The sequence below is a fragment of the Arthrobacter sp. ZGTC412 genome, from assembly GCF_002929215.1.
In the GTDB taxonomy this organism is placed as follows: domain Bacteria; phylum Actinomycetota; class Actinomycetes; order Actinomycetales; family Micrococcaceae; genus Arthrobacter.
The window spans coordinates 1-26,367 of the sequence record NZ_PJII01000012.1 but is presented as its reverse complement, the minus strand read 5'-3'; the positions used below and the strand labels follow the sequence as shown (position 1 = coordinate 26,367).

22 protein-coding genes are annotated in these 26,367 nt (G+C 65.2%); 10 read left to right on the top strand and 12 right to left on the bottom strand.

Annotated elements, in window-relative coordinates; all coding sequences use genetic code 11:
- Window positions 1-79: 79 nt before the first annotated feature.
- From CXQ88_RS13960 to CXQ88_RS13950, 3 genes are all read right to left on the bottom strand, one after another.
- Complete coding sequence (locus CXQ88_RS13960; RefSeq protein WP_258061869.1) at window positions 80-466, bottom strand: SRPBCC family protein; 387 nt, start codon at window positions 464-466, stop codon at window positions 80-82.
- Between the two features lie 70 nt (window positions 467-536).
- Entirely contained in the window at window positions 537-1,469 is a 933-nt protein-coding gene (locus CXQ88_RS13955; RefSeq protein WP_104044760.1) for a 2-hydroxyacid dehydrogenase, read from the bottom strand.
- Between the two features lie 94 nt (window positions 1,470-1,563).
- On the bottom strand, window positions 1,564-2,565 hold the full coding sequence (locus CXQ88_RS13950; RefSeq protein WP_104044759.1) for a phosphotransferase: 1,002 nt from the start codon (window positions 2,563-2,565) through the stop codon (window positions 1,564-1,566).
- 108 nt (window positions 2,566-2,673) lie between these two features.
- Here CXQ88_RS13950 and CXQ88_RS13945 point away from each other — a divergent pair, with 108 nt between their 5' ends.
- Entirely contained in the window at window positions 2,674-3,426 is a 753-nt protein-coding gene (locus tag CXQ88_RS13945) for an ArsR/SmtB family transcription factor (protein WP_104044758.1), read from the top strand.
- Window positions 3,427-3,499: 73 nt separating this feature from the next.
- On the opposite strand, the gene CXQ88_RS13940 is transcribed toward CXQ88_RS13945, so the two are convergent.
- From CXQ88_RS13940 to fdhA, 4 genes are all read right to left on the bottom strand, one after another.
- Window positions 3,500-3,715 carry a hypothetical protein gene (locus CXQ88_RS13940; protein ID WP_104044757.1) on the bottom strand — a complete coding sequence of 72 codons (216 nt, stop codon included), beginning with the start codon at window positions 3,713-3,715 and terminating at the stop codon, window positions 3,500-3,502.
- 54 nt (window positions 3,716-3,769) lie between these two features.
- Window positions 3,770-5,131: an MFS transporter gene (locus CXQ88_RS13935; RefSeq protein ID WP_104044756.1), complete on the bottom strand. Its 1,362-nt coding sequence runs from the start codon at window positions 5,129-5,131 to the stop codon at window positions 3,770-3,772.
- Window positions 5,132-5,160: 29 nt separating this feature from the next.
- Window positions 5,161-5,511 (bottom strand): GNAT family N-acetyltransferase, encoded by a 351-nt coding sequence (locus CXQ88_RS13930; RefSeq protein ID WP_104044755.1) that lies wholly within the window; start codon window positions 5,509-5,511, stop codon window positions 5,161-5,163.
- A 112-nt stretch (window positions 5,512-5,623) separates the two neighbouring features.
- Entirely contained in the window at window positions 5,624-6,841 is a 1,218-nt protein-coding gene (gene fdhA, locus CXQ88_RS13925) for a formaldehyde dehydrogenase, glutathione-independent (protein ID WP_104044754.1), read from the bottom strand.
- 313 nt (window positions 6,842-7,154) lie between these two features.
- On the opposite strand from fdhA, the gene CXQ88_RS13920 reads away from it, so the two are divergent.
- Entirely contained in the window at window positions 7,155-7,484 is a 330-nt protein-coding gene (locus CXQ88_RS13920) for a DUF6457 domain-containing protein (protein WP_104044753.1), read from the top strand.
- A 21-nt stretch (window positions 7,485-7,505) separates the two neighbouring features.
- On the opposite strand, the gene CXQ88_RS13915 is transcribed toward CXQ88_RS13920, so the two are convergent.
- Entirely contained in the window at window positions 7,506-9,833 is a 2,328-nt protein-coding gene (locus tag CXQ88_RS13915) for an FdhF/YdeP family oxidoreductase (protein ID WP_104044752.1), read from the bottom strand.
- A 256-nt stretch (window positions 9,834-10,089) separates the two neighbouring features.
- Between CXQ88_RS13915 and CXQ88_RS13910 the strand changes: the two genes are divergently transcribed.
- The 3 genes from CXQ88_RS13910 to CXQ88_RS13900 all read left to right on the top strand — a co-directional run bounded on the left by CXQ88_RS13910 (window position 10,090) and on the right by CXQ88_RS13900 (window position 16,767).
- A complete protein-coding gene (locus CXQ88_RS13910) occupies window positions 10,090-11,793 on the top strand; it encodes a RecQ family ATP-dependent DNA helicase (RefSeq protein WP_104044751.1) in 1,704 nt (567 codons plus the stop codon).
- Window positions 11,794-11,845: 52 nt separating this feature from the next.
- The gene (locus CXQ88_RS13905; RefSeq protein WP_104044750.1) at window positions 11,846-13,045 is read left to right on the top strand and encodes a TerC family protein; all 1,200 of its coding nucleotides are present in this window, start codon (window positions 11,846-11,848) and stop codon (window positions 13,043-13,045) included.
- Window positions 13,046-13,152: 107 nt separating this feature from the next.
- On the top strand, window positions 13,153-16,767 hold the full coding sequence (locus CXQ88_RS13900) for a TM0106 family RecB-like putative nuclease (RefSeq protein WP_104044749.1): 3,615 nt from the start codon (window positions 13,153-13,155) through the stop codon (window positions 16,765-16,767).
- Window positions 16,768-16,845: 78 nt separating this feature from the next.
- Here the strand turns inward: CXQ88_RS13900 and CXQ88_RS13895 are convergent, their stop codons facing one another.
- From CXQ88_RS13895 to CXQ88_RS13885, 3 genes are all read right to left on the bottom strand, one after another.
- Complete coding sequence (locus tag CXQ88_RS13895; protein WP_104044833.1) at window positions 16,846-17,184, bottom strand: acylphosphatase; 339 nt, start codon at window positions 17,182-17,184, stop codon at window positions 16,846-16,848.
- A gap of 109 nt (window positions 17,185-17,293) precedes the next feature.
- Window positions 17,294-18,220, bottom strand: coding sequence for a pullulanase X25 domain-containing protein (locus tag CXQ88_RS13890; RefSeq protein WP_104044748.1), 927 nt, complete (start codon window positions 18,218-18,220; stop codon window positions 17,294-17,296).
- Between the two features lie 262 nt (window positions 18,221-18,482).
- Complete coding sequence (locus tag CXQ88_RS13885; protein WP_181037520.1) at window positions 18,483-19,544, bottom strand: adenosine deaminase; 1,062 nt, start codon at window positions 19,542-19,544, stop codon at window positions 18,483-18,485.
- 48 nt (window positions 19,545-19,592) lie between these two features.
- Here CXQ88_RS13885 and uvrA point away from each other — a divergent pair, with 48 nt between their 5' ends.
- Both uvrA and CXQ88_RS13875 read left to right on the top strand, forming a co-directional pair.
- Window positions 19,593-22,169 (top strand): excinuclease ABC subunit UvrA, encoded by a 2,577-nt coding sequence (gene uvrA, locus CXQ88_RS13880; protein ID WP_104044747.1) that lies wholly within the window; start codon window positions 19,593-19,595, stop codon window positions 22,167-22,169.
- A gap of 170 nt (window positions 22,170-22,339) precedes the next feature.
- Window positions 22,340-23,014, top strand: a complete 675-nt coding sequence (locus CXQ88_RS13875) for a LysM peptidoglycan-binding domain-containing protein (protein ID WP_104044831.1) — start codon at window positions 22,340-22,342, stop codon at window positions 23,012-23,014.
- Between the two features lie 162 nt (window positions 23,015-23,176).
- Here CXQ88_RS13875 and CXQ88_RS13870 read toward each other — a convergent pair whose 3' ends face one another.
- Window positions 23,177-23,767, bottom strand: coding sequence for a hypothetical protein (locus tag CXQ88_RS13870; protein ID WP_104044746.1), 591 nt, complete (start codon window positions 23,765-23,767; stop codon window positions 23,177-23,179).
- Between the two features lie 156 nt (window positions 23,768-23,923).
- On the opposite strand from CXQ88_RS13870, the gene CXQ88_RS13865 reads away from it, so the two are divergent.
- The 3 genes from CXQ88_RS13865 (at window position 23,924) to CXQ88_RS13855 (ending at window position 26,110) form a co-directional block, all read left to right on the top strand.
- The gene (locus CXQ88_RS13865; RefSeq protein WP_104044745.1) at window positions 23,924-24,838 is read left to right on the top strand and encodes an MSMEG_6728 family protein; all 915 of its coding nucleotides are present in this window, start codon (window positions 23,924-23,926) and stop codon (window positions 24,836-24,838) included.
- 3 nt (window positions 24,839-24,841) lie between these two features.
- The gene (locus tag CXQ88_RS13860) at window positions 24,842-25,702 is read left to right on the top strand and encodes an NAD-dependent epimerase/dehydratase family protein (RefSeq protein WP_104044744.1); all 861 of its coding nucleotides are present in this window, start codon (window positions 24,842-24,844) and stop codon (window positions 25,700-25,702) included.
- A gap of 84 nt (window positions 25,703-25,786) precedes the next feature.
- Window positions 25,787-26,110 carry a DUF1622 domain-containing protein gene (locus tag CXQ88_RS13855; RefSeq protein ID WP_258061882.1) on the top strand — a complete coding sequence of 108 codons (324 nt, stop codon included), beginning with the start codon at window positions 25,787-25,789 and terminating at the stop codon, window positions 26,108-26,110.
- Window positions 26,111-26,367: the final 257 nt, after the last annotated feature.

The following is a 26,367-nucleotide window of genomic DNA, read 5'->3' as shown; positions in this document are numbered from 1 at the left end:
CAGCTCTTTCTTGCCGCCACAGCCTCGGTGAGCGACTTCAGCCCGCGTTCGAAGTCCGACCCCACCAGCTTGTCCATGTTCATAAAGAGCGCAAACACCTTTGCGGGGCCTTGTTCTCCCCGGTCATCGCCCAGGTGACCTCGGTACCGCCCTGCACTGGGGTGAACGTAAAGGACGTCGGGTTCAGCGCCTTGAAGGGTTTGGTGAACTGCAGCCGGACGTTGATCTGGCTGCAGGGTACTGACTCAACGATTTCCATGGTTCCGCTGCCAGCCTTGCGGTTGCCGCTCCACTCGTAGCCGGCTCCCACGCCGGCGTCGCTGCCGAAGTAGCGCCGGTCCATGCCGGGGTCCACCGTCTCCCACGGGGACCATTTGGTCCACTCGTGGAAGCTGTTGACCAGCGGAAAGATGTTCTCGGCGGGGGCAGGAATGACCGCGCTGCGGCGGACCTCATATGTGGACATGGCCCCAGCTTAGGAGCCGGGGCCATGCCCGCACAGGCCGCCGCACCGTCGATGCGGCTATCCGCTGCACCTAGGCCGGGGCCGACCCGCCCAGCACCACGTTCACCGGTTCCTTGCCCTCGAGCATCAGCCCGATCTGCTGCTTGATCAGCCGGACCATCCGCGGGAACATCGCCGAACTCGCCCCGCCCACGTGCGGAGTAATCAGCACACCGGGGGCAGTCCACAGCGGATGATCCGCCGGCAGCGGCTCGGGATCAGTGACGTCCAAGGCCGCCCGCAAACGGCCGGAAGACGTCTCCGCCAGCAACGCGTCCGTGTCCGCTACTTGCCCGCGGGCCACGTTCACCAGCAGGGCGCCATCGGGCATGGCCGCGAGGAACTTCCCGTCCACCAGCTTCTGGGTCTGCTCGCTCAGGGGAACGCTGACCACCACGATGTCGTGCAGCGGCAGTTGCTCGTACAACGAGTCGATCCCAAGAATCTTTCCGCCGGAGTCCTCGCGTCCGCGGCTGGCCATCCGGGTCACTTGTGTTTCGAACGGCAGCAGCCGCGCCTCGATGGCCTTGCCCACTCCCCCGTAGCCCACCAGCAGCACGCGCCGGTCCGCCAGGCTGGGCCGCTGGCCGTTGCCCCACGTCCCGCTGGCCTGGTTCCGCACGAAGTCCACCATCCCGCGCTGGCTGGCGATCATCATCCCCAGGGCCAGCTCCGCCGTCGACGTCTCATGGACGCTCGCAGCGTTGGCGAAAACGAAGCCGCCGGACAGGACGTCCTCGACGCCGTCGTACCCGATGGACTGGCTCTGGATCAGGCCGATGTCCACGGACTTCAGCGCCGCCAGCACCTCCGGCCCGCGCATGTACGGCGGCACCACGATGTCCAACCGCTCCCCGGGGGCAGGCCCGGAAAAGTCCCACAGCAGGAACTCGACGCCGGTGGTCGGCTCCAGCGCATCCAGCAGTTTCTGATCCGGAAGGGAGACGCGCAGCGGCCCGGTCATGCCGCCACCACCGGGAGTTGTGAGGATTTCATAAGGGTGATCTTAGTGTGCTGTCCAGCGGAAGAGCGTTAGCTGAGCGCTTTCGCCGGTTCGTTTAGGCGAGCACCTGTGCCGTTGCCAGGACGATGTTCCGCTGGTCTGCGTAGTGGCCGGCCAAGTATCCGTGCAGCTCTTTGACCCACCTGTTCCCGGCAGCTTCCAGGAGTGTTCCATCCAGATCCAGGACACCGGGGGCCTCGAGGACCTGTTGCGCTGCGAGCGCGGCACGGTGCAGTTGCAGGTCCTCAAGACTCACGGCAAACCCTGCCCTCTGCTCGTATCCGGTCAGGAAGGCTTCAAGGAGTTCCGGGTGCTCAGGGGCGCCTGGAGCCAGGCCGAGGAGGTCGCGTACCGCCGAGGCCACGTCTGCAGCGGCGGGCATCACTCCGCACTCGTCAAGGTCAAAACAGGTGGCTTTTCCCTGCGTCCACCTGAGGTTGTCGAGCTCAAAGTCGCCATGCCCGACCACGAGCAGGCCTGGTTCCCTTCTTTCGGCCAGCAGGGCCAGGGCCTGCGCCGCGTCCCGCAGGTCCTGTTCAGGGTGTCCCATCAGTCGGGCAAACACGTTAGCCTGCTCCCGCTCAGGTACAGCGCCGGCCGGCCCGGCAGCCTGATGGAATTCAGCGAGCGCCGCTCCCCAGGCTGCGGCAACGCCGCCGTCGAGTTCGTCCACGTCCAATTGGTCGCCGTCGACCCTTCGGGTCACGCACCCGGCCATCCCGCCGACGGGGGTCGGAATCAGCTCCGCCGCCAGGCCCGCTCGTGAACGCACAAGTTCCGCCACGGGAGCGCCCGCGTGGCTGAGCCGAGCATGCAGATGGGCTCCTCGCCGCAGGCGGCGTCCCGCTGTCGAGCCGGCCGGGGCAAAGCGGGCATAGAGCACCCCACGGGCATCACCGCCAGGCGGGATCACGAAGACGTGCGCCGCCGAGGACCGCCAATACCGCAGAACCCCAGCCGGGATATTCCAATGCAGGCCCACGGCGTCGGCCAGCGGTGAGCGCCATTCGTCATCGACCGTTGCTTTCATCCCGTAGATTTCGCTCAACGGCAACATGCTGCCTATCCTGCCACGGCCACTGCAGGGACCGGGAACCTCCGGCAGTCGCCGAGGAACCAGAAAAACTCTTGATAGGTGACCATATGGTCACCTATCATTATTCCTATGGATGCCGTGTTCAAGGCACTCTCGGACCCCACCCGGCGGGATTTGCTCGACGAACTCTTCCGGGAAGACGGGCAGACCCTCGGTGCTCTTGAAGGCCGCTTCGACATGACCCGTTTTGGGATCGCCAAGCACCTTCGAATCCTGGAGGAAGCCGGACTGCTGGTAACCCGCCGTCGGGGGCGTGAAAAGCTGCATTTCCTGAACCCGGTCCCCATCAGGCTCGTCCACGACCGCTGGGTGAGCAAATACGCAGAACCATGGGCCGCTGGCCTCAGCGACCTCAAATCCAGATTGGAAAGTCCCATGGAAAAAATCTTCGAAATCTACATCAAAACCACCCCGGAACGGCTCTGGGAAGCCATCACGGACAGCGAGATCCGCAGCAAGTACCAGTTCGGGAACACCATCGAGGCGGACTGGACGCCGGGCGGCAAGTTCGTTATGAACAACGTCAAGGCTGATGCGCCCCTCGGCGAAGGCGAGAACCTCGAGGTGGACCCGCCGCGGCGGCTCGTCCAGACCATGCGGGCCCTCTGGGGTGAAGACGTCAAGGCCGAGGGAACGTCGAAGGTGACGTGGGACATCGAACCCGTGGGCGACTCCTGCCGCCTCACCGTTACCCACAGCGACCTCCGCGAAGGCGCCAACGAACAGCTTTACGGCGGCTGGCCGATGATCCTTTCCGGCCTGAAGACCTGGCTGGAGACCGGCGAGAAACTCACCACGCCCGGCTCACTGATGTACACCTGAAACGCGTACGACGGGGGGCAGGGAAAGGAAACCTGCTGCTCCGCAAGGGCAACCTACTTTAGGGGTGGGGGCGCTATCCGGCCGGTGGCCGGTTGGTGCCGCCCCATCCCCGGCGCCGCAGTTCGCGCGTGGCCACCAGCGAGCCCCCGATGAACAGCACGCCCAGGACCACGATCGCGACGCCCACGTAGAACCATGCACCCCGGCCGAAGATCATCAACGCCGCGCCCAGGATGCACAGGCCCTTCGCAGTAATGTCCAGGTACAGCTGCGTCTTTGGAGAAGCCATAGCTCCACGATAAACCCGGCGAACGCGGGTCCGCACGGCCCTTCGAAGCCAGCCCTATTCGGTCCGCTGCCGCCACAGCAGGCACACACCGAACGTCACCAAGCACAGGACCAACATGGCGAGCACCATTCGCGCCCAGCTTTCCTGGTCCACGCCGCCGGCCGCAAAAACGCCGATCATCACGGTGGCGGCAATGGCCCCCACGTACCGACAGGTTTGGTAGATGCCGGCCGCCACTCCCCGCTCCTGCGCCCGGGTGGAGACAAACATGCCCTGGTTGGTTGCAATGCTCACCGTTCCGTACGGAATACCCATAAGTGCTGTCAGCACCACCACCAGCGGGATCACCAGGGTACCGGTGAGCAGCCACATCAGGGCGGCCACGGCGGTCAAGAGTACGACGCCGGCGATCAGCACATGGCGTACGCCGAACTTTCCCATAGCCTTGACTGCCCATGGCGTGGCGACGACGGACATCGCGGCGAGTGGCAGCATCAGCAGGCCCACCACGCCCGGATCGTAGCCGCCCGCTTCCTGCAGCAGCTGGGGCAGGCCGAAAAAGACGAAGTAGTAGACGCTGCTGAACACCGCGAAGCCCAAATACACCAGCATCAGCGGGCGGTTGCGTCCCAGCAGACGCAGGTCCAAAAACGGCCGGTTGAAGCGCAGCTCGCGCCAGGCGAACAGCGCGGCGATTGCCATTCCGGCTGCCAGCATCAACCAGCGGTAGTCGGGCGCCACGTTCAGCGCCGCCATCATCACCAGCAGCAGTGCGGTCACAAAAGCCAGAATCCCGGGGATGTCCGAGTCCCGGATCAGCTCGGCCAGGCTGCCGTGTTCCCGGGCTTCGTCCTTTTGGGCGGCCTGCCGGACGATCAGCAGCGCGGCGAGCGCCAGCGGAACGTTGATCAGGAACAGCGCCTCCCAGCCCACAAAGCTCACCAAGAGGCCACCCACTACAGGCCCCACTGCCGCCGCGGACGTGTTGGCCATCTGGAGCCGGCCCAACGGACGGGCGGAGTCAACATTGGCCCGGTGCGCAATGGCTCCCACCATCACCACCGCGCTGGGATAGGCGGTAGCCGTGCCCAGTGCCATCACGGCCCGGGCCACGCAGAGCAGGGCGAAGTTAGGCGCGAGCGGTGCCAGTGCGCAGGTTACCGCAACCAGTGCCATGCCGAGCATAAACATCCGCCGCGGGCCGAACCTGTCGGCGAGCCTGCCCATCACGGGCTGGCCCGCGGCTGAGGCGAGGTAGAAGGAGGTGACTACCCAGGTGACGGCAGCGACGTCGAGCCCGAAGTCCGCGCGGAGCACCACCAGGGCCACGGCGATCATCGAGGAGTTGAGCGGGTTCAATGCCGTGCCCAGGCTGAGGCCGGCGACGGCCAGGGCAGTCCGGGGTTTGTTGCTCACGGAAACAGTCTGGTGCACCGGCCCGGGCGCTAGCGGGTGCGGGCAGCGAGCGCGGTATCCAGAAATTCCAGGTGGGCAGGGGTCGTGCGGACCGTATTCGCCTCGTATTCGGAGTGCTTGGTCAGGAATTTTTTGATGTAGGGGCACACCGGAACGATTCCGAACCCGGCACTGACCGTCTCGTCCAAAGCCGCCGTAGCGAGCTGCCCTGCCAAACCTTGCCCGCCGTACTCCTCGTTGATTACGGTGTGGTAGAAAATCCGCTGGGGTGAGGCGCCGCCGTCGTAATCCTTGTACGCTGCCTTGCCGATCACGTTGCCGGCGTCGAGGATTTCGAAGCGCTGGCGGTCGGGGTTGTGGCGGACGGTGATCTGGCTCAAGGGGATCTCCTTCGATGCGGTTATGTTGCTGCCCGTGCAAAGCCTAACCCGGGCCGGGCAGCCCTTATTTCCGCGTCGATTTTTCAGCCAGACCAACGTCCGCCGCTCCGCCTTAGCTCAGGTACCCGTTCGGATTGAGGACGTACTTGGTGGCCGCACCGGCGTCGAACTCCGCGTAGCCCTTCGGCGCCTCTTCAAGCGTGATGGGCTTTGCATTGACGTTCTTGGCGATGTTCACCCTGTCATGAAGGATGGCCATCATCAGCTGCCGGTTGTACTTCATCACCGGGCACTGGCCCGTGGTGAAGCTCAGCGACTTTGCCCAGCCGGTGCCAAGGCTGAGGCTCAGCGCACCCTTCTTGGCGGCCTCGTCGATACCGCCCGGATCACCCGTGACATACAGGCCAGGGATGCCCAGGGCGCCGCCGGCCGCGGTGATGTCCATCAGCGAGTTCAGCACTGTGGCCGGCGCTTCCTCAGCGTCCCTCCCGTGCCCGTGCCCACGGGCTTCGAATCCAACGGCGTCCACGCCGCAGTCCACTTCCGGCACGCCAATGATCTGTTCGATCTGCTCCGCGGGGCCGCCCTTGGTGAGGTCCACCGTTTCGCAGCCGAAGCTCCGCGCCTGTGCCAGCCGGTCCTCGTTGAGGTCCCCCACAATTACGACGGCGGCGCCCAGCAATTGCGCACTGGTCGCCGCTGCGAGGCCAACAGGACCTGCACCGGCCACATAAACGGTGGAACCTACGCCTACTCCAGCGCTGACGGCGCCGTGGTAGCCCGTGGGAAAGATGTCCGAGAGCATGGCCAGGTCCAGGATTTTCTCCATGGCCCGGTCCTTGTCCGGGAACTTCAGCAGGTTCCAGTCGGCGTAGGGCACCAGCACGTAATTTGCCTGGCCACCCACCCAGCCGCCCATGTCCACGTATCCGTAGGCGCTGCCCGGGCGGTCCGGGTTCACGTTCAGGCAGATGCCGGTCTTGCGTTCCTTGCAGTTCCGGCACCGGCCGCAGGCAATGTTGAACGGCACCGAACAGAGGTCGCCGACTTTAATGAACTCGACGTCGCGGCCCACTTCCACCACTTCGCCGGTGATCTCGTGGCCCAGTACCAGGTTCGGCGGTGCGGTGGTGCGTCCACGCACCATGTGCTGGTCCGATCCGCAAATGTTGGTGGCCACGGTTTTGAGGATCACCCCGTGGTTGACCGGACGCCCCACGTTTGCCGGGTTGACGCCCGGTCCGTCCTTGAGCTCGAAGGTGGGGTAGTCAATGTCGATCAGTTCGACTTTCCCTGGCGCTTTGTAGGCAACGGCTTTGTTCCCTGTCATCTGTTTCTCCTGTAGTCAGGCCCACCCGGTAGGGCAGCCGTGAGTGGGGTAGGCGATGTACCCCTGCAGGCAGTGCCCCGCTCCGATCAGATGGCGCTTTCCTTGTTGCCAGTGATCAGGTGCCGACGCTCCTGGGCTGGGGTCCGCCCAGTCTAGGCAGGGCGGGGGAGGGTGTTCCAGAGCCAAAAGGGAGGGAGCTCTACCCTTTTTTGGATTAGGGGTTTTGGGGACCCCATGACTTCCACTCCGAAGCCTTGTAGTGTCGGCACCGGAATACAGCCAATTGCGGCCGACGTTGACGAAGGAGCGAACCATGGCAGTCAGTGACGAAGAAGCACAGGTACTGGACCAATGGAGTAACCGGCTTACCCAGGCCCTGCAGATCCTGGACCTGGACGTAGACAACGAACTGCTTCTGGATTTGGCCCGCAAATCAGCCGAGTCCGTGATTCACCCGGCCGCCCCGGTCACCACGTTCCTGGTGGGCTATGCCGCCGGCCTCGAAGCCGGGACCGGGAGTGCCGGGACGCGGGAAGCATCGAGTGCTGCGGTTTCCAGGGCTGCCGGCGTGGCTTTCGGGCTGTGCGAGGACGGGCACGACGGCGGGCCCGCCAGCAAGGGCTGGGCAGACACCGCGCAGTAGCCGGCCAGGTTCAACCGCCAGCTACCCTGCTGCGGTCGGCTCCTCTTCGAGTACCGGAACTGGCTCCAGCCGGACGATCACGGCCTTGGAGGCCGGCGTCTGGCTGCCCTCGGCCACGCTCTCCAGTGGCACCAGGACGTTCGCCTCTGGGTAGTAGGCCGCAGCACACCCAAGCGCTGACGGGTAGGACACCACCCGGTAATTACGAAGAATCCGCTCTACGTTGTCCCGGTAGACGCCCCGGATGTCCACGTGCTGGCCGTCCTCAAGTCCCAGCTCGGTGAGGTCCGCCGGGTTCACGAACACCACCTCGCGGCCCTTCTTGATGCCGCGGTACCGGTCATTGTGGCCGTAGATGGTGGTGTTGAACTGGTCATGCGAGCGGATGGTCTGCAGGATCAGGGTGCCGGCGGGCCTTTCAACGTGTTCGAGTTCGTTCACGGTGAGCATTGCCTTGCCGGTGGGCGTGTTGAAGGTGCGGGAGTCGCGCGGCCCGTTGGGCAGGACAAAACCGCCGTCCTGCCGGATCTTCCGGTTGTAGTCCTCACAGCCCACCACCACGTGGGAGATGTGCTCGCGTATCAGGTCGTAGTTCTTTTCGAAACCGGCCCAGTCCGCGGAGATCCGGTCCCCCAGCACGTGCTGCGCCAGCCGGCAGACGATGGCCACCTCGGACAGTAGCCCCGGCGCCACCGGCTCCACCGTGCCCTGGGAGGCGTGCACGGCGCAGACAGTGTCCTCCACCGAAACGAACTGCGGCCCTGACTCCTGCCGGTCGATCTCGGTGCGCCCCATTGTGGGCAGGATCAAAGCTTCGGCACCGGTTACCGCGTGCGAATGGTTGAGCTTGGTGGAGATCTGGACTGAGAGCTCGGTGTTTTCCATCGCCGCTTCAGCTGCACGGGTATCTGACATGGCGCCCACAAAGTTGCCGCCCAAGGCTATGAATACCTTGATGCCGCCGTCGCGCATCTGCCGGATGGTTTCCACTGCGTCCGCGCCGTGCTCCCGGGGCGGTTCGAAGCTGAATTCCTTGCCCAGCGCGTCCAGGAACGCCGGCGGCATCTGCTCCCAGATGCCCATGGTGCGGTCCCCCTGGACATTGCTGTGCCCGCGGATGGGCGAGGCGCCGGCCCCGGGTTTGCCAATGTTTCCGCGGAGCAGCAGCAGGTTGATGATCTCCTTGATGGTGGGCACGGCCTTCTTGTGCTGCGTGATGCCCATGGCCCAGGTGATGATCACCTTCTCCGCGCGCAGGTAGCGGCCAGCCAGCTCGTCGATCTCCTCGGCCTGCAGCCCGGTAGCCTCAAGGACCGCTGCCTCATCCAAAGTGGCAAGGTGCGCCCGGAGTTCCTCCAGCCCCAGGCAGTGTTCCTCGAGGAACTGATGGTCCAGCACCGTCCCCGGCGCCGCGGCCTCGGCGTCCAGGACCCGCTTGGACACAGCCTGCAGCAGCGCCATGTCCCCGCCGAGCCGGATCTGGAGGAACTGGTCAGCCAGGTCCGTCCCGTGCCCGATGATCCCTTTCACCTTTTGCGGGTTCTTGTAACGCATCAGGCCGGCCTCCGGCAGCGGATTAACCGCCACGATGCTGGCCCCGGCTTCCTTGGCTTCCTCGAGCGCGGTGAGCATCCGCGGATGGTTGGTGCCGGGGTTCTGGCCCAGGATGATGATCAGCTCGGCTTTTTCGAAGTCGTTGTAGGAGACCGTTGCCTTGCCCACGCCGATGGTCTGGCCCATGGCCCAGCCGGAGGATTCGTGGCACATGTTGGAGCAGTCGGGCAGGTTGTTGGTGCCGTACCCGCGGATGAACAGCTGGTACAGGAACGCGGCTTCGTTTGAGGTGCGGCCGCTTGTGTAAAACGTGGCCTGGTCCGCGCTTGGCAGGGACTTCAGTTTGTCCGCGATGATGCCGAACGCCTCATCCCAGCTGACGGGCCGGTAATGGTCCTCGCCCGCGGGCTTGTACACGGGCTCCGTGAGGCGGCCCTGCATGCCCAGCCAGTACTCGGACCGCTCCCGTAGTTCGCTGACGGGGTGCTCGGCCCAGAACTCCGAACTGACCACCACGGGGGTGGCCTCCCAGGTGACTGCCTTGGCGCCGTTCTCACAGAATTCGAACGTCTTGCGGTGGCCGGGGTCCGGCCAGGCGCAGCTCATGCAGTCAAAGCCGTCCTTCTGGTTCAGCGCCAGCAGGGTTTTCCGCGACCTGTCCACACCCATGTGCTTCAGGGCGGGCTGCATGGAGTGATAGACGCCGGGCACTCCGGCAGCCCAGGTTTTGGGGTGTCCCGTCACCTCAAGCTCGGACTCGTCGGCTTCTTCGACCTTCGGGTTTTCGCGCGTCACGATGCACTCTCCTTGCTTGTCCCGGCCCCAAGCCTCACAGTTCCTGCGGGTTGGACCAGTTCCTTCCACAGTTGTTCAGGGTGGCCGGGAAGTCAAGGATGGCGGCGGGTAAGTGCACAACGGCCGCGCCGTGCAGGAGGGGAGCGTTTGTCCACATAGGGATGGCCAGGACGACGGCGGGTCCCGGCCCGCGCTAGGCTTGGTACCTCGGCTGAAGCAAGCGGCCGCAGGAACCACTGTGCGGAGCCGCTCCCGAATGCCCGACGATGTTGCCCTCAGCGCCCTCGCGGCGTCCTCCTTTTCCCTCCCCCACCTGCGCGACGGCCAGCTGGATGGCATCCGTGCCCTCGCCGACGGCCGAGATGTTCTGGCCGTGATGCCCACCGGCTACGGCAAGTCGGCTATCTACCAGGTCGCGGCCCGGTACCTGCACAACACAACGGGACGTCCCGCCGTCGTGGTTTCCCCGCTCATTGCCCTGCAGGAGGACCAGCTGGACCGGCTGGCCGCCGAGCTGGGTGAGGGCGCCGCCGTCGCCGTCAACTCCTCCCGCAGCGACTCGGAAGTGGTGGCCGCCTGGCAGGCGGTCGAGTCCGGCGAGGCAACCTTCCTGTTCCTGGCACCGGAGCAGCTGGCCAAGCAGGAAACCGTGGACCGCATCGCCAAACTGGACATCTCCGTGTTCGTGGTGGACGAGGCCCACTGCGTCTCCTCCTGGGGCCATGACTTCCGGCCCGATTACCTCAACCTCGGGAACGTCCGGGACCGGCTGGGCAACCCGCCGGTGGCGGCGCTCACCGCCACCGCCTCACCGCCTGTGCGCGATGAGATTTGTGAGCGGCTGGGCATGGAGGACGCGCTGGTCCTGGTCCACGGCTTCGACCGGCCCAACATCACCCTCGACGTGGTCCGCCACCAGGAGGACAAGGCCAAGCGCAAGGCCGTGCTGGAGCAGGTTGCGGCGTTCGCCCGGGAACAGGGGCAGGGGCTGTTGTACGCCGCCACCCGCAAGGACACCGAGAAGTACGCCGCCAAGCTCGAAAAGGAGGGGCTCCGCGCGGAGGCGTACCACGCGGGCCGCTCCGCCGGGGACCGCGAACGCATCCACGAGCTGTTCCTGGACGACCAGCTGGACGTAGTGGTTGCCACCACCGCTTTCGGCATGGGCATCGACAAACCCAACGTGCGGTTCGTGGTGCACGCCGACATCCCGGAATCCTTGGACTCGTACTACCAGGAAATTGGCCGGGCGGGCCGTGACGGCGAGCCTGCTTCGGCTGTGCTGCATTACCGCGCCGAGGACCTCGGCCTGCGCAAGTTCTTCGGCACCCACTCCCCCGATCCGGATTCGCTGCTGGACGTGTTGAAGGTCCTCAAGTCCGCGGGCGCACCCGCGCCCAAGACCTCCCTGGCGGAGCTCACGGGCTTCCCGGCCCGTCGGGTCACGGGGCTGGTGAACCAGCTGGAGGACACAGGTGCCGTCACCACCGGCAAGCGCGGCATCCGCCTCACCTCGAAAGCCAAGCTGCCCTCCTTGGTGGAGCGCGCCGTCGACAAGGCTGAGGCCCGGCAGCGCGTGGACCAGTCCCGGCTCACCATGATGCGCGCTTTCGCGGAGACGGACGGCTGCCGCCGGCAGTTCCTGCTGGGTTACTTCGGCGAGGACCTGCCGGAGCCGTGCGGCAACTGCGACGCCTGCGCCGACGCTGCTGAGCGCGCAGATGCGCCTGGCGTGAGAACAGACGCGCACGACGACGGCGGGCCGGGGGTGGCGGAACAGGCCGCCTCAGGTGCCGGGGAGCCGTTCCCGCTCCAGTCCGCTGTGGTCCACAAGGAGTGGGGTCCGGGGCTGGTCATGCGGCACGAAGACGACGTGATTACCGTCCTTTTCGAGCAGGAGGGCTACAAGACCCTGTCCCGTACCGCCGTCGTGGAGCACGAACTCCTGAGGCCCGCTTAGCTGCTGCCAACGCGGGTAGGCTGGAAGGACACTCCGACGAAAGGCCCGCCGCGTGGAAGTACCTTCCTATGTCTGGACCCTGACCATCGTAGGAATTGTTGGTCTGCTCGCCTTCGATTTCTTTTTCCATGTGCGGAAGGCCCACACGCCCTCGCTTAAGGAATCCGCCACCTGGTCCGCCATTTATGTGGGTATCGCACTGCTCTTCGGACTGGGTGTGCTGATCTTCGGCGGGCCCACAATGGGCACGGAGTACTTCGCGGGGTATGTCACGGAGAAGGCACTGTCTGTGGACAACCTCTTTGTGTTCCTCATCATCATGGCCAGCTTCAGGGTGCCCCGCGCAGACCAGCAGAAGGTGCTGCTGTTCGGCATCGTTTTCTCGCTTATCGCCCGCACGGCATTCATCTTTTTGGGTGCCGCGCTGATTAACAGCTTCGCCTGGGTGTTCTACATTTTCGGACTCATCCTGCTTGTCACTGCCGGCAACCTGCTCCGCCCGAACGCCCACGACGACGAGTCCGAAGGCCTGGTGGTCCGGCTCGCCAAGAAGTTCCTGCCGGCGTCGGAACACTACGACGGCGACAAGCTCTTCACCATGGAAAACGGCAAGCGCGTCCTCACCCCGATGCTGCTGGTGATGGTGGCCATCGGCGGCACGGACATCCTTTTTGCGCTTGATTCCATCCCGGCGATCTTCGGCCTTACCCAGAACGTCTTTATCGTTTTCACTGCCACCGCGTTCTCCCTGATGGGTTTGCGGCAGCTGTTCTTCCTGATCGACGGGCTGCTGGACCGGCTGATCTTCCTCTCCTACGGCCTGGCAGCAATCCTCGGTTTCATCGGCGTCAAGCTCATCCTGCACGCCCTCCACGAGAACACGCTTCCGTTCATTAACGACGGCGAACACGTCAACGTGGTGGAAGTCAGCACCGAGGTTTCCCTGAGCGTGATCCTCGGCGTCCTCGTGGTTACCGTCCTGGCGTCCATCTTCAGCCCCAAGGGCAAGGCCAAGAATGCTGTGTCCGGCGCCAAGCGCCACGCCATCGAGTACCTGGACCTCAACTACGAGACGGACATGGTGGAACGGGACAAGCTCTTCGCAAAGATGTGCCGCGAGGAGGACCAGATCCGCCAGCTGCCCGAGAAGTACAAGAGGCTCGTCCGTAACGAGACGCAGTTCCTGGAACTGCTGCGCAGCGCCCACATTGAGCACGACAAAGCCCAGGTGCGGGCGGCCGCGGAAAGCTAGGTCTTGCCGAGTTTGTCCCGGCAGACCGTATTGTCAGCGCCTCTTGCTAGGTTGGATCCAAGGCCAGGGGAATCGTCCTCCGGCCCGGCTGTCAATGGGGAGGCCCCGTGTTTTTGCTCGAAGCTGCAGTGGCTGGCGCGCCGCCGGACCTGGTGTTCTCCGCCAGTGACCTGGTGGCAGCCAGCGAGTGTGAGTACCGTACGCTCCGGATCCTGGACGAAAAGCTGGGACGCACCCCTAAGGCGGTCTTCGAGGCCGACGAGATGCAGGTCCGGGCCGGTGAGCTGGGTGACAAGCACGAACAAACCGTCCTCGCGAGCCTGATCGCCGAATACGGGGAATGGAATGCCAGCCGGGGTGCGGGCGTCTACTCCTTGGAACGCGGCCAGAACCTGCGCGGGGAGCTTCAGGCCAGGCACGCGGAAACCGAGCTCGCCCTCCGTTCCGGCGCCGACGTCGTTTTCCAGGCCACGTTCTTCGACGGCGAATTCCTCGGCTACGCGGACTTCCTCGTCAATGAAGCCGCCGGCACGGGCAGCCCCGGGCGCTACGAAGTCTGGGACACCAAGCTGGCCCGGCATGCCAAAGTCGGCGCCCTGCTACAGCTCGCGGCGTACGGGGACCAGCTTATCGGGATGGGTCTGGAGCCCTCCCCCACGGTGACCCTGGTGCTGGGTACCCGCGTGGGTAAAGACTGGCTCCGCAGCAGCCATTCCCTTCCGGACCTGCTGCCTGTTTTCCGCGAGCGGCGACGCCGCTTCCGGGAGTTGACGGAGCAGCACCGGTCCGCTGAGACCATTGTGCAGTGGCAGCAGCCTGGGATCGTCTACTGCGGGCGGTGCGATTACTGTGCCGAGCAGGTGCAGGTGCATCGGGACCTGCTGATGGTGGCCGGGATGTCTGTGGTGCAGCGCAGGAAGCTGCGCGGGGCCGGTATCACCACCATCGACGGGCTCGCAGCGATGCCCGCCGAGGATGCTAAAAATTCGGTGGTGCGCCTGCGGGCGCAGGCGCGGATGCAGCTGGGCCTGGACGCACCGGCAGGATCCCGGACCTTTACGAAGGACGGCCAGCCGCACACGGTCTCGTTCACGGTGCTGCCGGGGAACACTATCGGGTCCCTCCCTGCGCCCAGCCGGGGAGACATCTTTTTCGACTTCGAGGGCGACCCGCTCTGGCAGGACCCTGCCACCGGAGCATGGGGCATTGAGTACCTGTTCGGTGTGGTCGAGGCACCGGTGCCAGGTGATCCGGGTGACCCTGTGTTCCGCCCGTTTTGGGCGCACTCCCGGTCCGAGGAACGCCGCGCCTTCCTGGAGTTTCTGGACTACGTGGAAGAGCGCCGGGTGCGCTACCCGGACATGCACGTCTACCACTATGCCGCCTATGAAAAGACTGCGTTGCGGAACCTCTCCCTTGCCCACCAGGCCGGCGAGGATACCGTGGACACCTGGCTCCGCGAGGGCCTGCTCGTAGACCTCTACGCCACGGTCCGGCATTCGCTGCGCATATCGGAATCGTCGTACTCCATCAAGAAGCTCGAACCGCTGTACATGGGCGACAACCTGCGCTCCGGGGACGTCAAGGACGCCGGAGCCTCCGTGGTTGCGTACGCCGCGTACTGTGCAGCGCGGGACGCGGGGAACGTTGCCGAAGCCGGGAAGGTTCTCGCGTCGATCTCCGATTACAACCAGTACGACTGCCTGTCCACGCTCCGGTTGCGCGACTGGCTCCTCGAGGTTGCCGGGCAGCGCGCCGCCGTGGCCGCCTCGGGAGCAGAGGCCAGCCAGCCCGCTGTTGCCGCGTCTTTGGAACGCCCTGCAGCCCCGGAGGAAACTCCGGAGGAATCCAGGTTGCGGGAGTACCTCGTAAGCCTGCCGGACAACGAACCTTGGACGAACGACGAACGTGCGATTGCCATGGTGGCTGCCGCCACCGGCTACCACCGCCGCGAACGCAAACAGTTCTGGTGGCAGCACTTCGACCGGGTGGAAGCACCGATCGAGAACTGGTCTGACCAGCGGAATGTGTTCCTAGTGGAATCGGCAGAAGTGGCGTCCGACTGGGCACTTGCCAAGCCAAGGGAACGGATGCGCACCCGGATCCTTCGCCTTCGTGGCACCATGACGGAGGGGTCGGACTTTCGAGCGGACTCCAGCTGGTGCCGGCTCTACGATGCACCGCCGCCCGATGGCATGGCCGCCTCCGACGCCGCTCCCGGAGCGAGGGCGTACACGTTTGGAACCAGAATCAGCGAAATAGCGCCGGCGCCCGACAACCCGGAACACGTCATCATCATCATCGCCGAGCGTGAGTCCGGCAAGGTTGCGGCCTACCCGCACCTCCCCGTCGCCCTCACCGAGGACCAGCCCCTTGCCACGGCCAGCATCGAAGCTGCCATCGCAGAAATCGCCGCCAGTGTTGGCGCGTCTGTGCCAGACTTGCCGGCTCAACCAGGCCTGGACATCCTGCGCAAACAGTCCCCACGGTTCCGCACGCTCCAGCAGCCCGTGGATGTCCCCCACGGGCCGGACGGCGCAGCCGACTACGCTGCCGCGATTACCGATTCCGTCCGCGATCTTGACCGTTCCTACCTCGCGGTCCAGGGACCGCCTGGCACGGGAAAGACTTACGTAGGCGCCCATGTCATTGCCCGTCTCGTCGCTGAAGGCTGGAAGATCGGCGTCGTGGGCCAGTCGCACAACGTCGTCGAAAACCTGCTTTGCTGCGCCATCAACACCGGCGGCGTGGATCCCGCTGTAGTCGCCAAGAAACTCTCGGCGCCGCACGACGTTCCGTGGAAGTCGTGCGGGGACGGAGACGTCGCACGGCTGTTGGCTTCGCCCGGGGGTTGCCTCGTGGGTGGCACAGCATGGACCATGACGGGCAAGGAAGTCCCGGCCGGTTCGCTGGATTTGCTGGTCATTGACGAGGCCGGGCAGTTCTCCCTCGCCAACACCCTGGCCGTCTCCCGGGCGGCCAAGCGGCTCCTCCTGCTTGGTGATCCCCAACAGCTCCCGCAGGTCACACAGGGCGCACACCCCGAGCCGGTGGATGAATCAGCGTTGGGCTGGCTCGCCGCGGGACACGCCACCCTGCCGGCAAACCTTGGCTACTTCCTGGCGGACAGCTGGCGGATGCACCCGGAACTGTGCCGTGCGGTCTCCCGGCTGAGCTACGAAGGCAAGCTCCAGGCGGCGCCTGCGGCTTCGCAGCGCGAACTTGAGGGATGCCCGCCGGGGGTTGAAACAGCCTTCGTCAACCACAGCGGCAATACCACCGTCTCGAGGGAAGAAGCTGCAGAGGTGGTCCGCCAGGTGCGGCGGCATCTCGGGCTGAAGTGGACTTCCGGTGCGGATGAAGAGTCCCGGCCTTTGAACCAGGGAGACCTCTTGGTGGTGGCTGCGTACAACGCGCAGGTCCACCTGATCAGGAAAGCCCTCGCGGAGGAAGGCCTGACCGGCGTCCGGGTCGGGACGGTGGACAAGTTCCAAGGCCAGGAAGCACCGGTGGTGCTGGTCTCGATGGCGTGTTCGGCAGTCAGCGAGGCGCCACGCGGGGCCGAGTTCCTCCTGAACAGGAACAGGATCAACGTGGCAGTATCGCGCGGGCAGTGGCGGGCCGTTATCATCCGCTCCCCCGAGCTCACCAGCTACATGCCGCACCGGCCGGCAGCCTTGGAGGAGCTTGGCGCGTTCATAGGCCTCAGCCCTCGTGAGTGAAGTTGCCAGACGGTACGAGGCAAGCCCGCGTGAACCTGATAATGCCAACACTCGTGCGGCAAGCCCGCGTGACCAGGGTTAGCGGGCCTTGAAACCGCGGAAGTTGCCCTCAGCCGAGGACATGGAATCCTCCACCCGTTCCACCCGGCCGGGGGTTGCATCGGAGTTCAGCCATGCCCTGAATTCGTGGATCTTCCACTGAGGCCCTTCAGCCACCAGGGCGACCGAACCGTCGTCGAGATTCTTCACCTCGCCGGTGAGGCCCAGCTCCTCCGCCTTGCCCATAGTCCAGAAGCGGAAGCCGACACCCTGCACCACGCCGAAGACGCGGGCAGTCAACCGCACCGAATCAGCATCAGCCTCGGACGGCTCGGATGAATCGGGCAGCCCTGATGATGGACCTGTGTGCCTCGCCATGCGTGCCTCCCGGGCGTCAGCGCCGTCCCCTCCCAACTGAGTCGCAGTTAACGCTCCGAAAACGTGCTTTCACGACGTTAACTGCGAGTCAGTTGGGCAAGCGGGGAACTTAATTGATGGTGATGTCGCGGGTGCTGTGGTTGTAGCGGATGGTAACTGTACCGCCATCGTGGTGCAGTTCGTGGTTGGGGCCATCGAAGGTGCCGAAGGCGCCGTAGTTCTCGTCCCAGGACCGGTTCAGGGCGATCTTGAAGGTGTAGTGGCCGGCAGGCAGTTCGGCGCTCTTCTTCCAAAGCTGGTCCAGGAAATCGAACTCCATCTGGGCTTCGTCGTACTGCGGCGCCCAGTTCTCCGGCGCCCCGAGGAAGGTGTTGAAGTCGCCTGCAACAGCCACGGCTTCGGGCTGCGGGTGCGTCTCGACGTCCGCGTCCTCAAACGGCTCAGCAGCACTTTCGGCTCCCGAGGTCTTGGCAGGCGACTTGCCACGCACTGCCTTCACAACGGGTTCGACAGCGTCCTCGATCACCTTGGCTGCCTTGCCGACGGCTGCAGCGGCCTTCTTCGCAGGAGTCTTTTTCGCGGCGGCCTTCTTGGTCTCCGTCTTGGCAGCGGCCTCTGCCGGCACTGCCGCCAGGGGAACCGCGCTCGTCCTGCGGACGAAGCCTGCGGGAGCCGCAGGAACCTGGACGTCGGCAGGAACGGGGGTGCCGGCGTCGAGCGCGGTGGCAAAGGACACCGCGTCCGGGTAGGCGACCGTGGCGCGCATGCCGTCCTCGGTGATGGTCCAGCCGGAGCGGCCCTTGACCAGCCAGCCGGCCTTAACCAGCTTGGCCGTGGCTGAAGTCAGCGTCTTGTGGCCACGGGGAATGCCGCCGCTGAGCAGCTCGCCCTCGTGCTCGTTGAACGGCACGCGTGCCGTAGCCTCCGCGAGGACCTCGCCCGCGTTCAGTGCATCGCCGGACCACACACCTTCGGTCAGGACATCCAGCACGGTCTTGAGTCGAAGGAAGGTGTTTTCTGCGGTGGACTTGGCCATGATTCCCCTTTTATAAAAGCGATCGGTCTTAGGCATCTTGCCAACTGCCCGTTAAATCGCGCGACTTGAAATGGTTAACTCTGCGTGTCGTGACCGACTATTAAGCGGACATTCCAGCAAGTGAGTCTGGGGTCTCAGGTTTTGGGGCTGGCTTCACAACCCCGGAGCGCTGACATGGGTGCCACCCGGCACGTCCCAGACACGCCTGCGGCACCCAGTTTAGCGGTATTACCCCGCGCTTGTTGCGTGAGACACAACGGCGTCAGTGCGTGACTTCTCCGCTGTTCAGTTCGTCCAGCAGTTCCGCCTTCCGCTCCTCGGAGGCGAAGGACGAATGGATGGAGTTTGCGGCCAGCCGCGCCTTGTCGAAATCCGAGAGTTCGAAGGCGGCTTCCAGCTGGGTGAAGTTGTCATCCACGTAGCCGCCGAAGTAGGCAGGATCGTCCGAGTTCACGGAAACGTTGAGCCCCGCAGCGAGCATGGCGGGCAGGGGGTGGTCGGCCAGGGTGTCGACGGCGCGCAGCCGGACGTTGGACAACGGGCAGACGGTCAGCGGAATCCGGGCGTCCACGAGGCGCTCCACCAGGTCAGGATCGTCCATGCAGCGGATGCCGTGGTCGATGCGCTCCACGCCGAGGATGTCCAGGGCCTCAATAATGTACGACGCCGGCCCCTCCTCGCCTGCGTGCGCCGTCAGCCGGAGCCCCGCCTCACGCGCCTTGGCATACAGCCGCTCAAACTTCGACGGCGGATTGCCCACCTCTGCCGAGTCCAGCCCGATCGCACCGATGGGCGCGTTCATGGCCAGCAGGCCGTCCAGGACCTCCAGCGCGGACTCCTCGGAAAGATCGCGCAGGAACGCCGCGATAAGCATGGTGGAGATCCCGTAGTCTTCCTCGGACGTCGCCAGGACCGAGGCGACGCCATTGACGCAGGTGTCCAAAGGGATGCCGCGGGAGATGTGCGCCTGCGGGTCCATCATGATTTCGGCGTGCCGCACGCCGGCCGCGGCGGCCCGCTCAAGGTAGGCGCGGGTCATGTCGGCGAAGTCCTGTTCCGTCTGCAGAACGGCCATATTGGCGTAGTACAGGTCAAGGAAGGACTGCAGGTCGGTGAACTCGTAGCGTGCCCGGAGTTCTTCCAACCCGCTGTAGGGCAGGGCGATGCCGTTGCGTTCCGCCAGAGCAAAGATCAGCTCCGGCTGAAGTGTCCCCTCGATATGGAGGTGCAGTTCCGCCACCGGGAGAAGCCGGGTGGGGACCTCGGGCTCAACTGCGACAGGTTCGGTTTCAGGCGCGGCAGTACCGCCCGCAAAGTTATCCATCCGGTCAGGATAATGCCCTCCGCCGGAAACGCCACTAGAGTCGAACCAATGCAGAATGCCAAGCACGCTGATGACCTGCAGTATCCAGCTCCTGCTCACGCAACGGACGGCTTTGTCCGGGTGCGCGGAGCCCGCGAGAACAACCTCCGCAACGTGGACGTTGACGTTCCACGGGATGCGATCGTGGCGTTCACCGGGGTTTCCGGCTCCGGAAAGTCGTCACTTGCTTTCGGCACCATCTACGCAGAGGCCCAGCGCCGCTTCTTTGAGTCCGTGGCCCCGTATGCCCGCCGCCTTATCCAGCAGGGGCACAATCCCAAGGTGGAGCTGATCAGCGGCCTGCCGCCCGCCGTCGCGCTTCAACAGCGCCGCGGCGCACCCAGCAGCAGGTCCACGGTGGGAACGGTCACCACGCTCTCCAACTCCCTGCGCATGCTCTTTTCCCGCGCGGGCACGTATCCCGCCGGCAGCACCCAGTTGGACTCGGACGCCTTCTCCCCCAACACAGCGGCAGGGGCGTGCCGGGAATGCCATGGCCTGGGCATCGCGCACACCGTCACTGAGTCCTCGCTCGTCCCGGACCCGTCCTTGAGTATCCGCGACGGCGCCATTGCTGCCTGGCCCGGCGCGTGGCAGGGAAAGAACCTGCGGGACATCCTCACCCACCTGGGTTACGACGTCGACACTCCGTGGCGCAAGCTGCCAAAGAAGCACCGCGACTGGATCCTCTTCACCGAGGAACAGCCTGTGGTCGAGGTGACGCCCCAGCGCGACCGAGTGGCCAAACCGTACAAGGGGCGGTTCTGGAGCGCCAGGAGCTACGTGCTCCATACGCTGGCTGATTCGCAAAGCGCCTCCATGCGGGAGCGGGTGCTTGCGTTCATGGAGTCGGGGCCGTGCCCACGCTGTTCAGGCACGGGGCTGACGCCGGAGGCCTTGGCCGTCACGTTTGCCGGCCGGACCATCGCGGAACTCAACCGCCTTCCCATGGCGGACCTTGCGGAGATCGTCCGTCCCACCTCCCAGTTGCACGACGCCGGCACGGCCTCGCGCACGCATGTCTCCGGTGAGTCGAACGAGGTTGCCGTGGCCATCACCCGCGACCTCCTTCAGCGCATCACTGTCCTGCTGGACCTCGGGCTCGGTTACCTCGCAATGGGCCGCGCCACGCCCACTTTGTCGCCGGGCGAGATGCAGCGGCTCCGCATCGCCACCCAACTGCGTTCAGGCCTCTTCGGCGTGATTTACGTGCTGGACGAACCGTCTGCAGGGCTCCACCCGGCCGACGCCGAGCCCCTGCTGGACGTGCTGGAGCAACTGAAGTCCTCCGGCAACTCGGTGTTCGTGGTGGAGCACAACATGGATGTGGTCCGCAGGGCGGACTGGCTGGTGGACGTCGGCCCACGCGCAGGCGAAGGCGGCGGCGAGGTGCTCTACAGCGGACCCGTGGACGGGCTCGCCGGTATCGAGGCATCTGTCACGAGGCCCTTCCTGTTTGCCGAAGCCCTGCCGCTGGTCCCTGGTGATGCGCGCAAGGACCACACGCGGGAGCCCGCCGGATGGCTGGAGCTGAAAGACGTCAGCCGGCACAACCTGCGCGGATTGGACGCGCGTTTTCCCCTTGGCGTCCTGACTGCGGTCACCGGCGTTTCAGGTTCTGGCAAGTCCACCCTGGTGAGCCGAGTGCTGGGCGAAGTTGTGGGCTCCGGGCTCAAGACGCCCGTCGAGCCCGATGAAGCAGCGGAACCCTTGGCGCTGGGAACCGTCACCGGAAGCCACCACATCGATCGCCTGGTGACTGTAGACCAGAAGCCCATCGGCCGGACGCCGCGCTCCAACCTCGCTACCTACACGGGGCTTTTTGACGCGGTACGCAAGGAATTTGCCGCCACTGAGTCGGCAAGGGTGCGCGGCTTCGGTGCCGGCAGGTTCTCCTTCAACGTAGCCGGCGGGCGCTGTGAGACCTGCCAGGGCGAGGGCTTTGTTGCAGTCGAACTGCTCTTCCTGCCCGGCAGCTACGGCCCCTGTCCTGAATGCGCCGGGTCCCGCTACAACCCGGAAACGCTTGAGGTGGAGTACCGCGGCCGGAACGTCGCCGAAGTGCTGGCCATGACGGTGGACATGGCAGGGGAGTTCCTGGCCCATGTCCCTGCCGCGGCGCGGAGCCTCAAGAGCCTGCAGGACGTTGGGCTCGGCTATCTTCGGCTAGGGCAGCCGGCCACGGAGCTTTCGGGCGGGGAGGCGCAGCGCATCAAGCTGGCCACCGAGCTTCAGCGGGCCCAACGCGGGCACACCCTATACCTGTTGGACGAACCAACCACCGGCCTGCACCCCGCCGATGTGGAACTGCTGATGGCGCAACTCCACGGCCTGGTGGAGGCCGGAAACTCGGTGGTGGTTGTTGAGCACGAGATGGCAGTGGTGGCCGGCGCCGACTGGGTGATCGATCTCGGACCGTCAGGCGGGGACAAAGGCGGGCAGATCATGGCAACCGGGACACCCGCCGTCGTCGCGCAGTCCCCTGAAAGCCGCACCGCCCCCTACCTGGCTGCGGCACTCCGTCAGGAAAGCACCAGCCAACGCCCAGAAAAATCTCGATTTGATAACGCCCGCGCTATGTCTTAGCGTGAAATGCATGCCCGCGAACGTGGGCGCATGAATGCCCGGTGCTGCCCCCACCAGAACTGCCCAGCTGGCAGCCACCGAAATTGACCTCTATTCGTCAGGGGTGGGCAGTGGCGCGACGATCTCCGGGGACGGAGCCAGCGCAGGTGGCCTTCAGGAGCATCACCATCATGAAACACACCAAATTCCGTACTGCCGCGCGCCGCGGCGCCACCGTCGCGGCCATCTCGGCCGCAGGGATCGCTCTCTCGGCCACCGGGGCAAACGCCGCTACAAGCACCTCCACCTGGGACGCCCTCGCACAGTGTGAAAGCGGCGGCAACTGGGCCACCAACACCGGCAATGGCTACAGCGGCGGCCTTCAGTTCAGCCCCAGCACGTGGGCAGCCTACGGCGGCACCGGTTCTGCCGCGGACGCCAGCCGCGAGCAGCAGATTGCGGTCGCCGAGCAGGTCCAGGCGTCGCAGGGTTGGGGTGCCTGGCCGTCCTGTGCTGCGCAGCTTGGCTTGAACGGGGGCGCCACCGGCGTGGCACCGCAGAGCGTTCCTGTCCAGAGCGCGCCAATCCAGGCAGCGCCCGTCCAGGCTGCACCCGTCCAGAGCGCACCCGTTCAGGCTGCACCCGTCACCTCGACGCCGGCTGCCCAGGCACCCGTTGCCAAGCACGTCACCGCGGTTGCCCTGAGCGGCGAGACCTACACCCTGCAGGCCGGCGACACCCTAAGCATCGTGGCAGAGAAGCTGGGTGTCGATGGCGGCTGGCAGCACCTTGCCGACGCGAACCTGGACACCATTTCCGACCCGAACCTCGTCTTCGAGGGACAGGTTATCCAGCTTCCCGCGTGAACCCCTTCCCGCGAGAACGATGGCACGCTAGTGCCCGAGCCCGCAAGGGCTCCCCAATCGGTCGGCGATAGACAAATTCCGTTGACCAAAGAACGACGCCGGCGCGCCCCCACAAGGGGCGGGCCGGCGTCGTACTTCTTTAAGTTGTTGTAGCCGGATGCCTTAGCTGGCTACGGGCAACTCGCGGACGATGCGCACCTTCCAGGCCGAATCGTCGCTCGTGTCCAGCAGGGCAACGGTGCCGTGTGCCAGGTTGAGGGCCACGCGTTTCGCGGCCAGGAGCTCCAGGTAGAGGTGCTCATTCATCCGGCTGGGAGTGTCAATCATGTACTTCACGGCGTCGCGGACCTTGCGGTAGTTGGCGCTGCGTTCGCGGTGCAGGTGCAGCTCCAGCGCCGACCGCTGCTTCAGCCTCGGCTCATGGCGGTTCAGCCAGGTGACCGCGGCGTGAACGCCGACGACGAGGGTGAGTGAGACGGCGTAAATCCACCATCCGCTGGAGAGAAGGAACAGCGGCAGATTCGCGATGGCAACGGCCGCGATCACCACGCGCAACGCGGCGATGCGTTGCACGGTGGTGGCGACGGCGGCCATGCCCGCGCGGAAGCCATGCTGCTCCTTGCGGGCGGCTTCGGGGTCAAGGGTAAATTCGTCAAGGACCAGGATGCCCTTAGCTTCCGGACTCAGCATCTGCCCGTAGCGGGGCGCGAAGGAGTGTGTGTTTCCGGCGGGGTTTTCAGGTGTAGTTGTCATGAGAGGGCTTCCAGAACGCTGGGGTGGTTGCGGTGATCTTAGTGGTTCTGTCCACCTGGTGTATGCATGGGTCCACGATGTGAACTTTTTGGTGGCGCTTCTGTGGTGCCGGGCACTGCAATTGGCACATCCGCCGGCTGCCGTCAGACTGAAGGGATGCAAACCTTCCTCCCGTACCCCGATTTCCGGCAGAGCGCCGCTTCCTTGGATACTGCCCGGCTCGGCAAGCAGCGTGTCGAGGCCCTGCAGACGCTCCGCGCACTGGTGATACCCGGATACGGCTGGCAGACCCACCCGGCCATCCGGATGTGGATGGGCTACGTGCCCGCTCTGACCATGTACGGGCTGGCGATGGTGGACGAGTGGACCGAGCGCGGGCACCCGGACAAGACCCGCGCGAATATCACCGAGTTCGCGCCGCAGGCAGCGCACCCGGATTACGCCTCGAAAATTCCGATGCCGCCGTGGCTTGGAGATGAGGACTTCCACCGCAGCCACCGCTCCAAGCTGGTGCGCAAGGAACCGAAGTTCTACAGCTCCGTCTTTGCGGACGCGATTCCGGACATGGACTACCTCTGGCCCGAGCCCAAGCACGAGTTCCTGCCGCAGGAACCCGAGGGAGACATTCTCTGGATCCTCCGCTCGCCGCATCACGACGTTGATCCCCAGTCACTGGACACGGTGGCACTGCCGCCGGTGCATGGTTTCACCGCTGCCGCCGCTACGGATGCCGATGACGATTACACCCCTGTTTACGTCGAGGACTCATCCCGCCGCCCCTCAAAGCAGCCCCGGAAGGCACCGCCGAAACAGCTGGTGAAGAAGCCCACGCGCAAGCGCCTGGCGCAGGAGGAAGCCTTCTCCACGCTCCCCGGAAAAACGCCCGTCGCCGTCCCTTTCGAGCACGGCACGAAGTTTGCAGTCGGGCAGGTGGTGGGGCGGCCCATCACGCTCGACGACGGCAGGTTCGGCAGGAACTTCAACGTCACCGAGATCATCGACCGGTCCGCCTTCGCTTACCCGGCGCTTCTTCAGGATCCACGCGTGTTCTTCCCGGTGCAGGCACCGTAGGGCATGACAATCCTCCTGGCCGGCTGCGGTGACCTGGGAACAGAAGCCGGGTTGCGGTTCGCTGCCCGGGGTAACCGGGTCGTCGGCTGGCGCCGCTCCCCTGCAAAGCTGCCGCCCGCTATCGAAGGGGTGGCGGCTGACCTGAGCGCACCCAACCTTCCACTGGTGCCTGAGGACACCACCGCCGTCGTCATAGCCGTAGCCGCCGACTCACCAACGGAGGACGCCTACCGGGGCGCGTACGTGCGGGGCCTCGCCAATGTCCTTGACGCGTTGGAGCGCGACGGCGTGACACCTGAGCGGGTGCTCTTTGTCTCCTCTACCGCTGTTTATGGTGACGCCGGCGGCGGCTGGGTTGATGAGGGTACGGCGGCGTTTCCGGGCGGGTTCTCCGGGCGGGTCCTTCTGGAGGCCGAAGAACTCCTGCATGCCAGGTTTGAGGGGACCGGGACGACGTGGGCCTCGCTCCGGCTTGGCGGCATATACGGCCCGGGCAGGACCCGTTTGATCGACCAGGTGCGCGGCGGTTCAGCCATCATTCCCGAAGATGTCCGGTACACCAACCGTATCCATCGCGACGACGCTGCCGCCGCGATAGTCCATCTCGCCGCCATGCCTCTCGAACTGGCGCCCGTTTATGTTGGTGTTGACGACGAACCCGCCGACCTCGGCACCGTACTCCGTTTCCTGGCCACCGAGATGGGCCTGGCCGAGCCGCCTGTGGGAGACGCAGGGCCCGCGCGCGGCGGCAACAAGCGGTGCCGCAACCAGCTCCTGCGCGGCACTGGCTTCGAGTTCAACTTTCCGTCGTTCCGCGAGGGCTACCGTGACATTCTTGCCGGGAACGGGGTCCGGCACCCGTAGGTTGTCGCCTTTCCCGCGGGTATCAGCTCTTAGGCTGTCACCTGGACGCCAGCAACTTTGATGCGACGCGAGTGAGGCAGGGTCATAGGGGTGCTGGTTTCCATTCCGTTGGCACTCCGCGGACACCAGCCGCGCAACTTGCCGGCGGGGGCTGAAAGCCTCAGCACCTACCGCCTTTACCGGCAGCTGTTGGGCAGGTCCATCCTGCTGGGCCTCGAACTCCTGGTGGCGGCCGACGCCATCCGCACCGTGGCTGTCACGCCGACGTTCGAAAGCGTGGGAGTCCTGGCCATGATTGTGCTGATCCGGACGTTCCTGAGCTTCTCGTTGGAGCTGGAAATCACGGGTCGGTGGCCGTGGCAGAAGGAACCACGTATGTCGGATTCCGAGGAAGTTCCTGCGCGCTGACCGCCTTGGTGGGCACCCGACAGCGGGAGCTGCAGGTTATCCACATAGCGGTTGTTGCAGGCACTTTTGTCAGTGGTCTTTGGCAGAGTTGTCCTATGGAAGCCATTGGGGATCAGCTTGCGGAGTCCGGCGGTTCTACCGGCGTGCTTACGCGGGCTGGGACCAGTTCCGCCCGTGGCTCTGGAGCGTACGACGGCGGCTCTCGCCTGAGTCTTACCGGTCACCTTCGGATCGTTCCCGGCCATCCTGGCCCTCAT